We start from the raw sequence: 12,629 nt of genomic DNA, 5'->3' as shown, positions 1-12,629 counted from the left end.
CGACCGCCTCACAGTTGGCGCAGGATCACCGGATCCTTGATCTTCTTGTCGGCGGCCAGCAGCAACGCCTTGCTGATGATCTCGGCGAGCCGGCTGTCACCCTCGAAGGGCAGGTACATCTCCGGCTCCTTCGCCTTCGCCGAGTCCGGGATGATGCACAGGTACCGCTCGTCCGGTGCGATCAGGATGTTCCCGGAGCGCGGACTTCGAGGACCTGACCCTGACCCAGCTCCGCCTCGCCGACCAGCGCCGGGAGGTCGTCCTGGCCACGCGCTGGCTGGACGACGACCACCGCCACCTGCTGTCGCTGTGGTGGCTGGTCGAGGCCGGTCACCTCAGCCGCGCCGACCTGGTCGACGCCCTGAAGCTGGCCCCGCACCACGTGACAGTGCGCGTCTCCCGGATGAAGGCGCAGCTGGACACCGCCCGGCTGGTCGTACGGGCCCTCACCGCCCGGCCCGGTTGCGCCGGCCTGGCCGACACGGCCGGCGGCTGGGACCGCCGGCCCGCGCCGGTGTGGCGCAAGCGGTTCGCCCGCCACATCCGGGACTGCCCGCACTGCCCGGACGCGACGAACGACCTGGTCCCCGCCGAGCGGCTGCTGGCCGGCCTGGCGCTCACCCCGCCGCCGGCCGGGCTCGCCTCGGACGTCACGCACCACCTGCGCACCGTCGCCTCGCCGTCGCACGTCGTACCGCCCGGCACGCAGATCGTGACCGCCGGGGCGCGGTCGACGCTCTCCCTGTCCAAGACCCTGATCGGCGTCGTCGCCGCCGTCGCCGTGCTCGGCGGGGGCGGGCTCGTCCTCGCCAACTACCCGGAGGAGCCGGGCCGGCAGCCGGCGAGCGCGGCAGCCGCGCAGCCCTCGGCCGCGACCGCCGCACCGGCGCTCACGCCCTCCCCGACCGCGGTGGAGCCTTCAGCGACCACGGTGGAACCGTCCCCCACCACCGCGCGCCCGAGTCCCGCCAGGTCGGTGAAGCCGTCACCGAAGCCGACTCCGTCGCCGTCCCGGTCGGCCGGCACGTCGACGGGTGTCTCCGCCGCGGAACGGCGGCTGCTGGTGCTGCTCAACGAGCGGCGTCGCGCGCTCGGGCTGACCGAGGTCAAGCTCGGCGCGGCGCAGCACCGCGACGCGGAGGCCTGCGTACGGCAGAACCTGAACGCCGGCAGCGGGCTGAAGCACTGCGGGCACGAGGTGCTGTTCGCGTCGTCCGGCACCGCCACGCCGGAGCAGATGATCGAGGCGTGGTTCAACAGTCCCGGCCACAAGACGGCGCTGACGTACACCGGTTCCCGTTTCGCCGGCCCGGCCATCGTCTCCAACGGCAGCCGCCAGGTCGCCGCCATCAACATCGACTACTGAGAGCGGACCCGGATCACCGCCGGCGAGTGTCGCTACGCTCCCCTGATGACGCACGAGAAGGAGATCGTCGAGCCGGTCGACCTGTGCATGCCGGACGGGCGGCTCAACCCCGCCGCGGTCGGCTGGACCCGCCGGCCGCTGCACCGGACGAACCTGCGCGGCTGGGGAAGGGCCAAGCGGTGGGAGTACTGGGGGATCGTGACGCCCACCCACATCGTCGGCCTCGTCGCGTCGTCGCTGGACTACGCCGGGGTGCACGGCGTCTACGTGCTCGACCGCGCCACGAAGGTCGAGACCGGCAAGGACGTCGTGGTCCCCTTCGCCCGTGGCGCCGTGCTGCCGCCGGTCAGCGGCGTGGGCACCGTGTACGCGCGCGGCGGCGGCCTGTCGATCGACATCGACCAGACCACCGAGGGCAGCACGATCCGTGCCACCGCACCGGGCATCGAGATCGACCTCGTGGTGCCGCTCCCGCCCGGCCACGAGTCGCTCGGCGTCGTGGTGCCGTGGAGCACCCGCCGGTTCCAGTACACGGTCAAGGACGTCGGCCGCCCGGTGCGGGGCTCGCTGCGGGTGAACGGCACGACGCACGTCGTGCCCGAACGGGACTCGTTCGCCGTGCTCGACCACGGCCGGGGCAAATGGCCGTACGCGATCACGTGGAACTGGGCGGCGGGCAGCGGACCGGACGTGTCGATTCAGCTGGGCGGCAAGTGGACCGACGGCACCGGCTCGACCGAGAACGCGTTGTTCGTCGGCGGCCGGCTGCACAAGCTCGGCGCCGAACTGCACTGGAGCTACGACCGCCACGACTGGCTGCGGCCGTGGCGGATCAGCGGTGACCGGGTCGAGGTGGAGTTCCACCCGTTCCACGAGAAGATCTCGCGCACCAACCTCGGCGTCGTGGCCAGTGAGACCCACCAGTGCTTCGGGCACTTCTCCGGCTGGGCCCAGGCGGACGACGGCGAACGGGTGGCTCTGGACGGCCTCGTCGGCTGGGCGGAGGAGGCTCAGAACCGCTGGTGACACAGCCGGGCGTTGACCTGCCGGACCACCTCCTCGGGAAGCTTGACCACGCGGCGGTCGTACGTGAGCAGACCGTTGAGCTCGTCTTCCACGTCGGACAGCTGGGTGTAGACGGTCGCGCTCAGACCGGCCCGGATCGCGGGCACGATCTGCTCGGTGTGCAGTCGCGTGAACGCCTCCGCCAGTTCCTCGGCGCTCCGGCACCGCCGGTAGCCGAAATCCTTGCGGCTGAACGCGTGCCCGTCGACGCGCAGGTTGTAGCCGCCGTACTCGGACAGCACCAGCACCCGGCGGTCACCGCGTCGCCGCGGCACCCGGAAGCGGCGGAAGTACACGTGCAGGCTGCGCAGGTCGCCCCCGCCCTGGTCGTGCCATCCGCTGGCGTGGTCGACAGTACGGGTGGGGTCGAGTTCGGCGACGTCGCGGGCGACCCGGGCCGCGTCGAACTGCCCCCAGCCCTCGTTGAAGGGCACCCACACGGCGAGGCTCACCACGTTGCGCAGGTGCTCGACGGTGTCGCGCAGCTCGGCCCGGAACCGGTCCCGCCCGCCTGCGTCGGCGCGGCCGAACCAGCGCCGCCACGGGCCCCGGTCGGGCAGCCGCAACGGCGTCACCGCAGGCGCGGTGACGACCAGCGGGTGGTAACCGCTGCCGCCGTTGACCATGTCCTGCCAGACCAGCATCCCCAGCCGGTCGCAGTGGTAATACCAGCGCAGTGGCTCGATCTTGATGTGCTTGCGCAGCATGGTGAACCCGAGCCGCTTCATCGTGGCGATGTCGGCGATCATCGCCTCGTCGGAGGGCGCCGTGTACATGCCGTCCGACCAGTAGCCCTGGTCGAGGATCCCGGCGTGGAAGTACGGCCGGCCGTTGAGCAGCAGGCGGGGCACGCCGTCCCCGTCCGGTCCGACACCGAACGAGCGCATGCCGAAATAGCTGCGGACCCGATCCGCGCCCAGCTCGACGGTCACGTCGTAGAGGAACGGATCCTCCGGGCTCCACTGCCGTACCTCGGGGATCGGGATGCGCACTGCCACGCCGACGGGCGCGGTGGCCTCGGCCACCGCGATCCCGTCGGCCAGGATCCGGATGCCGGCGTCGCCGGCATCCGCCGTCGCGTGCGCCGTCACCTCGACGCACCGCTCGTCGAGGAGCGGCGTCAGGGTGAGGTGCCGCAGGTGTACGGCGGGCACGCTCTCGGCCCACACCGTCTGCCAGATCCCGGACTGGGCGGTGTACCAGATGCCGCCACGGCGCAGCCGCTGCTTGCCCCGGGAGTGGTGGCCGGTGTCGCTGTCGTCCTGGACCGCCACGACCAGGACGTTGGCGTCCTCGCGGAGCGCGTCGGTGATGTCGCAGGTGAACGGCAGATACCCACCGGTGTGGCCGCCGACCGGGACGTCGTTCAGGTAGACCCGGCAGGTCTGGTCGACCGCGCCGAAGTGCAGCAACAGGCGCGAGCCGGCGGCGTGGAAGCCCGCCGGGAGGGTCAGCGGACGGCGGTACCAGAGCGTCTCGCCCGGCTGGAGCTGCCGCCCGACGCCGGAGAGCGCGGACTCCGGCGAGAACGGCACGAGGATATGGCCGTCGTAGCGTTCGGGCTCGGCGGGGGAACCGGTGATCGCGTACTCCCACCGGCCGTTGAGGTTGAGATAGCTGTCCCGGGCGAACTGGGGACGGGGATACTCGGGCAGGACACGCTCCGCGTCGAGCGTGGCACCCCACGGGGTCAGCAGCGTCATGCCGGGGCCCCCTGCTCCCGCCGCCGCAGGGCCACGGCCGGCACCGCGATGAGGACCAGCACGGCCAGTGCCATGAGGAAGATGCCCGGCGTCGGGACCTGCTTCACCACGCCGAGATCCTCGTAGACCTCGCCGGCGCCGGTGATCACGGCGGCGCCGAGGTACGGGCCGACGAGCATCGGAATGAGGATGGCGAAGACCATCCGCAGCCCCTGGACATGGCCGGCCCGGCCCGGTGGTGAGTAGTCGCGGACGAGGGCGCCGATCGGGGCGAGGACGAGCATGAAGCCCGACATCATCACGATCCCGGCGGCGATCACGGGAACCATGCCGCGGGCGAGGAACATCAGCGCCAGGCCGGCGCCGTAGACCACTACCGCCGGCAGCAGGAAGCGCACCTTGCCGACGCGGTCGATGAGCCGCCCGCCGACCACGCTGACCGCCGACGCCGTGACGAGGACGACGGCCAGGACGACGGCGTACCCCTCGATCCTCAGGTACCGCTGCAGGTAGATGATCAGATACGGCAGGAACACCTGCGTGGAGATCCCCCAGATGGACCAGGCCGCCAGGGCGAGGTAGAGCCCCGGGTTGGCCCGCATGGCGGCCGGGCGCAGACCGTGGACGACGGCACGCAGGTAGCCGCTCTCGTGCCGGACGACTGACGGGCTGTCCTCGACCAGGAACCAGGCCAGCACCCCGGCCACGGCCATGATCGCGCCGATGATCACGAAGAACAGCTGCCAGTTCCCGGCGCGGGCCAGCCCGTCGAACCCGCCGAAGATCACCAGCATCGAGACCAGCGGCATGATGGCGAGCACCGACTCGACCCGGCCGCGGTTCGCCGGCACCGTCACGTCGGTGACCCACGCCTGGAACGCCGCGTCGTTGGCCCCGGAGCCGAGGAAGGACATCAGGCAGTCCAGCGTGATGACCGCGATCGCCGTGACGAGCACGACGTTCGCCACGGGCGCGATGTCCTCCACGAAACCCACTGTCAGGAAGCCGAAGGCGGCGGTGGAGACGCCCCACAGCAGGTAGCCGCCGGCGATGAACGACTTGCGCCGGCCGGTCCGGTCGGAGAGGGCGCCGAGCAGCAGGGTGGCGACGGTGGCGGTCACGGCGCTGGCGGCGACCATCGTGGCGATCGCGTTCGGATCGTCGGTGATCGTGTCGTACACGAACAGATTCAGGTAGATGTTCTCGATGGTCCAGGCCATCTGCCCGACGAGTCCGAGGACGATCAGCGCGGTCCAGGTGCGGGGCCGCAGGCCGGCTGGACCGGCCGACGTGGCCGGGGTGAGCACGCTCCGGGTGGCGGACACGACGGCCTCCTTCGACGGATCAGAATATGATCCGTCCCGTCCGGCCGTCGATGGGTCCGGGGTCGGCGACGCCGCCGCTGGAGTGCGGGCACGACGAAAAGGCCCTGGTACGGAGTAGCCGGACCATGGCCTTCGTCATCAGTCTTTGCGGACGGCGAGGTTGAGGGCGGCGACGGTCAGCTGGGTGAGGTCAGGAAGTTGGTCCTCGCCGAGCGTGACACCGCGCAGGTTGTCCAGCGACGTCTTGAGACCGTGGAGGCGGCTGCCCCGCAGATCGGTCCCGTCGAGGTGACAGGAGTCCAGTTCCAGACCGGCGAGGTCACACGACCGCAACACCAGGCGAGGTAGTCGGCAGGAAGACCACGCGCCGTTCGTGAGAGTGCAGTCGGTGAACGCGACCGAGCCGGCGGCGGCGACGCGCTGGAGGGTGGCGTAGTCGAAGCGGCAGCCGTCGAACAGGACGTCCTTGAGGCGTACGTCGGTGAGTCTCGCGCCGGTGAACCGGGAGCCGGTGATCGCGCAGCGTTCGACGGTGATGCCGGTCAGGGTCGCTCCGGAGAAGTCGGTGCGGGTGATCTCGCAGCCGTAGAGGCTGCCGGCTTCCCAGGTGCTCTCGCTCAGGTCCGCGCCGGCGATCAGGCTGCTGCGGATACTGGCGTCCTCGAGGTGCGAGCCGCGCCACGCCGCGCCGTTGACGAGTGCCTCGGTGAGGCCGTCGGCGAGGTCCGTGGTGGTGTCGAGGTCGTCCGGATCGAGGTCCGGCAGCAGGATCTTCAGGTCGCCGATCGTGGTGGTGCGCATGTGTCCTCAACCTGTGTGGGCGCGGGGTGGGCACGCCACCCCGCGCGTCCCGTCGCGGAGGGCTACTTCTTCTTGTTCCAGTTGTCCCAGCCGGGTCGGCTGTCGAACTTACCCTTGTTGTCCCAGGTGGGGCGGTTGTCGAACTTCGCCGCGTCGATCGAAGCTGTCGACCGCTCGGGTCGACGCGGCGACGGGCGAGAGCTCCTCCTTGAAGGGTGCGGTGGTCCGGGGCAGCGCGCATGAAGGCCTGCCGGTCGTCGGCAATAGGTCGTCTCTCGGGCGGTAGACGTCGCGCTCGAAGTAGTGGGTGGCCGGCCTTGGGCACTGCAGTAGAAGGCGCAGGTCGGCGCAGCGTTGAGGGCCGCGGTGAAGGTGACTGCAGATGAGGGAAGAAGCGTCTATCAACCATCCGTCATAGCCCAGCAAGAATGCGGCCTGTTGGCGCTCAGCAGGTAGAACCCCCACGGGAGCCCGGGAAACCGGAAGTCGAGCTACCCCGGACCCGCTGAGCAGCCATTGGCACCCATCACCACCAAACGTAGAGTCACCACTCAGTTACGTTAAGCGCAACAGACCGGGCGGTGGCTTGCGGATGATGACCAACACACACAGAGCCAACTGCGCAAACGCCCAGCGGCCGGGCTGCAAATGCTCCGGCTGTGGGGGCTCACAACACGGCTGGCAAGGATGGACAAGTCTGGCCGCCGACCGGCCAGAGAAGCGCGACGACCGGCGGCGTGAACTCAAGGAGAAGGTGGAGGAAGACAGACGATCCGGACGCCAGAAGTTCAACGCCCACAACCGCCAGATCTACTTCGACCTCGCACGCCTGGACATCGCCGACCACCTGTGGGCCGCCGACGGCCGAACCAAGATCAACGGTCGACTGCCACGCGGTGCTGAACCAACGTCGATGTCATCAGACCTTAGCCGGATGGAGACCCTTGCCCACCAGGTCATGGAGAAACCGTGGGACGAGATCTCAGCCGGCATAGACGGCCTGGTCCGGAACGAGGCTGACGGCAGGGAGGTCAAGAAGCGCCTGGCCGAGCACACGTGGTGCGGTCTGCTGGTGGCCCTGATCCAGTTGATCGAGAGGATCAACATGGCCGTCGACCTGCTCACGGATACCGCCAAGCAGTTCATCACCGACGCGTTGTCTCGGAGGTTCGATTCAGGGCTGCCCCGGCTGGTGACCGACGCCGTTATCCGCCTTGTTGTGGACAAGGTGTGGTCAGCTCTGGCGAGGCTGCTGGAAGCTCACTTTCCCCTGCTGGGAACAGACACCCTGCGCGTCCTCCGGATGCTGGCCATCTTCACCTGTCCCTCGGTCGAACACCACCCAGAGGTCTACAAGCACGCCGTCAGGCCGCTGATGGGGGACACGCATGGGATCATCACGGACGAGATCAAGACGCAGGTAGTGACACTCTTCGGCGCGTGGTGGCGGCGGCGCGCCCCGGAAGCTCTCGCCTGACGCTCCCCCGGCACGGACACACGTCCAGTCCATCGCCTCCGCACCGGCTTGCGGTGCGTCCAGTCCCGGCAACGCCGGTTCAGTCCAACGGCTCCCGAGCGACCACCCACCACCGGCGCACACGAAAAAGGCCCGACCCGGTGTGACCCACCAGGACAGGGCCTTGATCGTTGGTGCGCCGCCAGGGACTCGAACCCCGAACCCGCGGATTAAGAGTCCGCTGCTCTGCCAGTTGAGCTAGCGGCGCTCGCTGACAACGGGACGAGACGTTAGCACGCCCGCACACCACCCCGGAAACGCAGGGTCGGCCTCACCGCAGCGCCAGCGTGACCTGCCCTGTCGCGGCTCCGGACGGGTCCACCACCAGGGTGTACGCCCCGGAGGCCGGCAACACGGTTGGCCCGATTTCGCCGGCCCCGTTGATCACGCAGCCCGTGCCGACGGTGCTGCCGTCGGGCGCGTGCAGGGCCAGCACGCCGCACTGGTCCGGCAGGTCGGAGGCGGTCGCGCTCACCGTCACGGACGCGCCGGCCGTGACGGTGAACCGGTAGCCGGTGATCGCGCCGGGCCGGTCCACGACGGCGACGACAGGCGGTCCGCCGACCGAGATCGTCGCCTCCCGGTCCCGGCTGGTGACCAGCCGCAGCATGGTCGTGCCGGTGCCGCGTTCGGTCGGGTCGACCACCACTGTGTACGTCCCGTCGGCGGGCAGCAGCGTGCCGTCGATCTCGCCGGCGCCGTTGATCACGCAACCGCTGCGCAGCAGCCGTCCCTCGGCGTCCCGCAGCTCCAACGGCGAGCACTGGTCGGTGAGCGTGCTCGTCGGCACCTCCACGTAGACGCGCTCCCCCGCGCGCCCGGTGAACCGGTAACGCGCCCGCGCGCCGGGTTGCGCGACGGTGGCGGTGACCGCCGGGCCGTTCGGCTGCACCGTGCCGTCGCTGTCCCGGGCCGAGTACACCCGCACGGCGGCGCGGCCGGTGTCGCCGGGTGCGGCGGTGACCCGCAGCGCGTACGTGCCGGTGGCGGTGAGGTCGACGCGGTCGACGTACCCGGCGCCCTTGATGTTGCATCCGCTGGCGATCTCCCGTCCGCCCGGCTCGGTGAGCACGTACGGCGAGCAGCGGTCCCCGATGCCGGGCGCGGTGGCGTCGACGAAGACGGCGTCCCCGGCGCGGGCGGCGAACGTCAGCGGCTCTCCGCCGGGGGCGAGCGTGGCGGTGGCGACGGGTACGGCGGTGATCGGGGTGGCCGCAGGCGGGGCGACCCGTTCGGTGCTCGCGCCGGCCACGGCGAACTCGGGTCGGCCGCTGACCGCGACGTCGAAGACGCATTCGGCGAGCTGGGCGGGCGCGGTCACGCCGGCCCAGCGGCAGACCTGTTCGGCCGCCGCGCGCCGGGCCGGGTCGAGGTCGCCGACGGTGACCTCCCGTTCCGGGAACGCGCGGTCGGTGAAGGTGCCGGTGTCCTGCCCGTCGTCGTAGTGCAGCAGCGAGCGGTCCGGGGTGATCCGCCAGCTGTCCGCGTACGCGGGATAGAGCTTCCCGAACGGCACCGGCTGGGCCAGCGCCGCCCCGGAGGCGGGCGCGATGTCGTCGGCCGGGTCGCCGTCGAAGTCGCCGAGCAGTCCGCGTACCTTCCCGGCCCTGGTTTCGGCGAGCCGGACAAGCACGCGGTAGCCGTACCGGCCGATCTGGTCCACCGCCGCCGCGGACCCGTCCGGCCACGTCACGTCGTACCCGTCGGTGGGGCCGGTGTCCGACGGACGGCGGGTGAGGATGCCGCCGCCGACCAGGTCGGTGCGGTCCGGCAGCGCGGCCGGTGACGCGCCGTCGACGTGCACCCGGGTGCCGCCGTCGATGAGGGTGAGCGCTATGCGGTGCGCGCCGATCCGGAACGCGACAGCCGAGTTGACCGAGGCGGTACGCGTGCCGGCCATCGGGGCCTGCCGGACCTGCACCTCCAGCGGGTCGCCGCCGGTGGACGCGACCAGCGTGAACTCGCCGACGGCCTGGAAGTCGTAGGCGACCCGGTCGAACGTGACCAGGTGCGGGTCGCCGTTGCTGCCGCCGCAGTCAGCGCCGTCCTCGCAGAGCTTCACCGGGCCCTTCGGCGGCGGCGTCTTCTTGGCCGGTTTCTTGCACTCGTCGAGGTTCTTCGGCAGCGGCTTCCCGTCGTACTCGGTGCGCGGCGGCAGCCCTTTCGCCGCCCGGTAGCGGTTCTCCGCGAGCGTCGCCTTCACCTCGGCGGTACGGATGCCGGTGCCGCCACACTCGCCCTGCGGCACGGCGTTGCGGGAGATGTCGTCGGCGTGGTTCAGCTCGTGGTAGAGCGCGGCGCAGGGGTCGCGGGCCACCCCGTCGCCGTACGGGTCGGTGGAGGTCGGATTCCACGTGACGGTCGAGGAACCCTTGCCGTCGGCGCTGTCCGGCGTCTCGAACGCGCCGGAGCCACCAGTGGTCGGGATGATCCGCACGCGGGGACTCTTCTTGTCGCGCAGCCGGGGCAGCAGGCCGGACGGGTCGCCGCCGGGTAGCGCGAACCCGGCCAGGCAGCCGTCGACAGCCGCCTGGAAGTCGACGCCGCTGACCGGCACCCCGGCGGTCGGGTCGACGCCGTAGTCGGCACGCGCCGGCCGGGCACCACCGCCGACGTACGCGCCGACGGCCACCAGCAGCACCAGGGCCACGGCGGCGGCTGTCGGCCGGCGTCGTCGGCGTACCAGCAGCAGCACGACCAGCGCGACGACGAGCAGCGCGAGTGCTCCCCCGGCCACCACCCAGAACCAGCGCGGGCCGGTCCCGCCGTCGTCGGACACGGTGAACGTGGCGGTCCGCAGCGCTGTCGCGCCCGCGCACGGGTTCGTCGCGCCTGTGACCGGCAGCGTCACGTAGCCGGCGGTCACCTCGTACCGGCCGGGTGCGCCGACCGGCCAGAGCGTGTCCAGCCCACCGCCGTCCGGGGTGGCGGCCACCGAGCGGAGCACGACGTCGCCGTCGCGCAGCCGTACCCCGGTCAACACCACGACGGCGGTCGCTCCCGGCTCCACTGTGGTGAGCCCGGTGGTGGCGGCGGCGCCGATCCCGTCCTCGAAGAAACTGCGGGCCAGCGTCGGCTCGACGTCGCGCCCGTCCCGGCGTACCCCCGTGACCTGCACGGTGCCGACGGGCCCGGTGGCGAGCGCGCACGCCGACCCGGTGGTGTTCGTGACGGTGAGGTCGAGGCGGACCTGGTCCCCGGCCTGGTAGTCGGCCTGGCCGGGCCGCAGGGTCAGGCCGAGGCCGCCGTCGGCGGGCGCCGCGGCGCCGCTCGCCGACCCGGTCGCCAGAGCGGTCGCGAGTACGCCGAGCGCCGCCGCCAGCCGCAGGGTCCACCTCATGGTGCGGACTGTAGAAGCGGGTGGGCCGGTTTCCGCGCGGTCTGTCGGGGACCGGTCGGAGCCGTATCGTGCTGGTGATGGATGTCTTCGGCACGGTGGCCGACCTGTACGAGCGCGCGCGGCCGGGATATCCGCCGGAGATCGCCGAGTCCATACTCGCCTACCACGGCGGCGCACCGGCGTCGGTGGCCGAGGTCGGCGCGGGCACCGGGAAGGGCACCGAGGTGTTGGCCCGCCTCGGTGCGCCCCTGACCTGCGTGGAGCCCGACGAGCGAATGGCGGCCCGGCTGGCCGAGCGGTTCCCGGAAGCGCGCATCGAGGCAACGACGTTCGAGCGGTGGTCGCCGCCCGCCGGTGGGGTGGACGTGCTCGCCTGCGCGATGGTCTGGCACTGGCTGGACCCGGCCACCCGCAACGCCCTTGCCCGCCGCGCCCTGGCGCCCGGCGGCACCCTCGCCGTCTTCGGGCACCGCTACGACTATGCCGACGCCGACCAGCAGGCCGCCGTCCGGGCCGCACTGCGATCCGTCGACCCGACCGTCCGGGAACGGCCCGTCGACTGGTTCCATCGGGACATCCTCGACAGCGGGCAGTTCGACGACGTACGCCGCGAGGTGTTCCGGCGGGAGCTGCCGCTGGACAAGGAGCGGTACCTGGCGCTGATGCGCACGTTCGGGCCGTACCTCTCCCGCACCCCGGAGCAGCAGCGACGCGGGATCGCCGCGCTGGACCGGCTGGTCGACGACTTCGGCGGCACCGTCGTGCTCGACCTGCGGACCACGCTGGTGCTGGGCCGGGCCGATGCTCGGTGACCGGTGGGGTGTCTCCGACGACGAGACACGTCGCCGGTACCCGTGCGACGACTTCGTTCCCGCGCCCAACCTGCGGGCGTGGCGCGGGGTGAGCGTGGACGCGCCACCTTCCGCCGTGTGGCGGTGGGTCGCCCAGATCCGGCTCGCGCCGTACTCGTACGACTGGATCGACAACCTCGGCCGCCGCTCACCGCAACGGCTGGTGGGCCTTCCCGAGCCGGTGTCGGGCGAGGCGTTCACCACTGCCGGCGGGCGGCGGCGGGGCCGGATCCTCGCGGTCGAGCCGGGACACCACCTCACCGGCGAGATCATGGGCGCGGTGCTGTCGTACGTCCTGGTGCCGGACGCCGGGAACACCACCCGCCTGCTGCTCAAGGTGGTGATGCGGACGAACCCGGTGATCGCCCTCGGCGGCTGCCTCGGCGACCTGGTGATGGCCCGCCGGCAGTTGCTGAACCTCAAGCAGCTCGCCGAGTCCGGCGACGGGGCGGCTCGCTGACCGTCGTGGCTACAGATCTTGAATGGCCAGGTTCGTCCGATGTGGTTGGTGTGTTGGCCTCGTGTTGGGGTAGTTCGATGGGATGAGGTATCCCGATGGAGGTGGGTTGTCCGCGCGGGGGCGGGCGAAGCGTGAGGCGGTGCGGCGGCAGGCGGCCGGGTGGTTCGCCGAGGATGTGTCGGTGCCGGAGATCGCGCGTCGG

At 71.4% G+C, this 12,629-nt stretch carries 9 protein-coding genes, 1 tRNA gene and 1 pseudogene; 5 read left to right on the top strand and 6 right to left on the bottom strand.

The genetic code is table 11. From position 1 onward, the window contains the following. Positions 1-175: 175 nt before the first annotated feature. Both ABD52_RS29400 and ABD52_RS29395 read left to right on the top strand, forming a co-directional pair. Positions 176-1,366 carry an RNA polymerase subunit sigma-70 gene (locus ABD52_RS29400; protein ID WP_235437591.1) on the top strand — a complete coding sequence of 397 codons (1,191 nt, stop codon included), beginning with the start codon at positions 176-178 and terminating at the stop codon, positions 1,364-1,366. A 45-nt stretch (positions 1,367-1,411) separates the two neighbouring features. Continuing rightward, positions 1,412-2,392, top strand: a complete 981-nt coding sequence (locus tag ABD52_RS29395; RefSeq protein WP_047893911.1) for a DUF2804 domain-containing protein — start codon at positions 1,412-1,414, stop codon at positions 2,390-2,392. Here ABD52_RS29395 and ABD52_RS29390 read toward each other — a convergent pair. From ABD52_RS29390 to amcA, 4 genes and pseudogenes are all read right to left on the bottom strand, one after another. Further along, positions 2,377-4,134 carry a glycoside hydrolase family 2 protein gene (locus ABD52_RS29390; protein WP_047893910.1) on the bottom strand — a complete coding sequence of 586 codons (1,758 nt, stop codon included), beginning with the start codon at positions 4,132-4,134 and terminating at the stop codon, positions 2,377-2,379. The genes ABD52_RS29395 and ABD52_RS29390 overlap by 16 nt on opposite strands. Then, on the bottom strand, positions 4,131-5,459 hold the full coding sequence (locus ABD52_RS29385) for an MFS transporter (RefSeq protein ID WP_047893909.1): 1,329 nt from the start codon (positions 5,457-5,459) through the stop codon (positions 4,131-4,133). The genes ABD52_RS29390 and ABD52_RS29385 overlap by 4 nt, the downstream gene beginning before the upstream one ends. Positions 5,460-5,597: 138 nt before the next feature. Beyond that, entirely contained in the window at positions 5,598-6,260 is a 663-nt protein-coding gene (locus tag ABD52_RS29380) for a pentapeptide repeat-containing protein (RefSeq protein ID WP_047893908.1), read from the bottom strand. A gap of 62 nt (positions 6,261-6,322) precedes the next feature. Then, a pseudogene (amcA, locus tag ABD52_RS41770) lies at positions 6,323-6,501 on the bottom strand (multiple cyclophane-containing RiPP AmcA). Positions 6,502-6,852: 351 nt separating this feature from the next. On the opposite strand from amcA, the gene ABD52_RS29375 reads away from it, so the two are divergent. Continuing rightward, positions 6,853-7,737: a hypothetical protein gene (locus tag ABD52_RS29375; protein ID WP_047893907.1), complete on the top strand. Its 885-nt coding sequence runs from the start codon at positions 6,853-6,855 to the stop codon at positions 7,735-7,737. Between the two features lie 171 nt (positions 7,738-7,908). On the opposite strand, the gene ABD52_RS29370 is transcribed toward ABD52_RS29375, so the two are convergent. After that, positions 7,909-7,984 (bottom strand) — tRNA-Lys (locus ABD52_RS29370). 63 nt (positions 7,985-8,047) lie between these two features. Then, positions 8,048-11,116 carry a VWD domain-containing protein gene (locus ABD52_RS29365; protein WP_047893906.1) on the bottom strand — a complete coding sequence of 1,023 codons (3,069 nt, stop codon included), beginning with the start codon at positions 11,114-11,116 and terminating at the stop codon, positions 8,048-8,050. A 77-nt stretch (positions 11,117-11,193) separates the two neighbouring features. Here ABD52_RS29365 and ABD52_RS37675 point away from each other — a divergent pair, with 77 nt between their 5' ends. Both ABD52_RS37675 and ABD52_RS29355 read left to right on the top strand, forming a co-directional pair. Further along, positions 11,194-11,928: a trans-aconitate 2-methyltransferase gene (locus ABD52_RS37675; RefSeq protein ID WP_152748337.1), complete on the top strand. Its 735-nt coding sequence runs from the start codon at positions 11,194-11,196 to the stop codon at positions 11,926-11,928. Next, complete coding sequence (locus tag ABD52_RS29355) at positions 11,918-12,427, top strand: SRPBCC family protein (RefSeq protein WP_047893905.1); 510 nt, start codon at positions 11,918-11,920, stop codon at positions 12,425-12,427. Before ABD52_RS37675 ends, ABD52_RS29355 begins: the two co-directional genes overlap by 11 nt. Positions 12,428-12,629: the final 202 nt, after the last annotated feature.

It is taken from the genome of Micromonospora sp. RV43, from assembly GCF_001029515.1.
Taxonomy (GTDB): domain Bacteria; phylum Actinomycetota; class Actinomycetes; order Mycobacteriales; family Micromonosporaceae; genus Micromonospora; species Micromonospora aurantiaca.
Note: the sequence above shows the minus strand (reverse complement) of the source record. Positions and strands in the feature narration are given on the sequence as shown.

Excerpts from the sequence above, each read along its gene's own strand:
- ABD52_RS29365 (WP_047893906.1), bottom strand. The coding sequence starts at position 11,116 with ATGAGGTGGACCCTGCGGCTGGCGGCGGCGCTCGGCGTACTCGCGACC.
- ABD52_RS29395 (WP_047893911.1), top strand. The coding sequence starts at position 1,412 with ATGACGCACGAGAAGGAGATCGTCGAGCCGGTCGACCTGTGCATGCCG.
- ABD52_RS29380 (WP_047893908.1), bottom strand. The coding sequence starts at position 6,260 with ATGCGCACCACCACGATCGGCGACCTGAAGATCCTGCTGCCGGACCTC.
- ABD52_RS29375 (WP_047893907.1), top strand. The coding sequence starts at position 6,853 with ATGATGACCAACACACACAGAGCCAACTGCGCAAACGCCCAGCGGCCG.
- ABD52_RS29390 (WP_047893910.1), bottom strand. The coding sequence starts at position 4,134 with ATGACGCTGCTGACCCCGTGGGGTGCCACGCTCGACGCGGAGCGTGTC.
- ABD52_RS37675 (WP_152748337.1), top strand. The coding sequence starts at position 11,194 with ATGGATGTCTTCGGCACGGTGGCCGACCTGTACGAGCGCGCGCGGCCG.
- ABD52_RS29355 (WP_047893905.1), top strand. The coding sequence starts at position 11,918 with ATGCTCGGTGACCGGTGGGGTGTCTCCGACGACGAGACACGTCGCCGG.